Origin of the sequence: Pseudomonas sp. SIMBA_068, from assembly GCF_046534705.1 — a bacterium.
In the GTDB taxonomy this organism is placed as follows: Bacteria; Pseudomonadota; Gammaproteobacteria; order Pseudomonadales; family Pseudomonadaceae; genus Aquipseudomonas; species Aquipseudomonas putida.
Window position 1 is genome coordinate 1 of the sequence record NZ_JAWRYI010001863.1, and the last position, 229, is coordinate 229.

Here is a 229-nt window from a genome sequence, read left to right on the forward strand (position 1 = left end):
GCCGAGGCGCGTGCGAGCAGATCGGATAGCGCATCGTTCGAGGTGCCGCACGCCGACGGGTGCGTCGGCTACTTTCTCGTCGAAGTCGAAGCCCAGCGCGTGACCGTGCCATACCGTAGTCCGTTCGAGCATGAAAAGCCGAAGATGCACCTGGAGACGGCACTCGTCGTCGGGCCGTCGGGCGAGGAGGTGCACACCGACGAACTGAACCGGATCCGCATCCAGTTCG

1 protein-coding gene is annotated in these 229 nt (G+C 64.6%); it reads left to right on the forward strand.

The window, feature by feature from the left end; translation table 11 throughout:
• The coding region (locus SB756_RS36235) for a hypothetical protein (RefSeq protein WP_410914084.1) at nucleotides 1-229 on the forward strand (229 nt) is incomplete at both ends.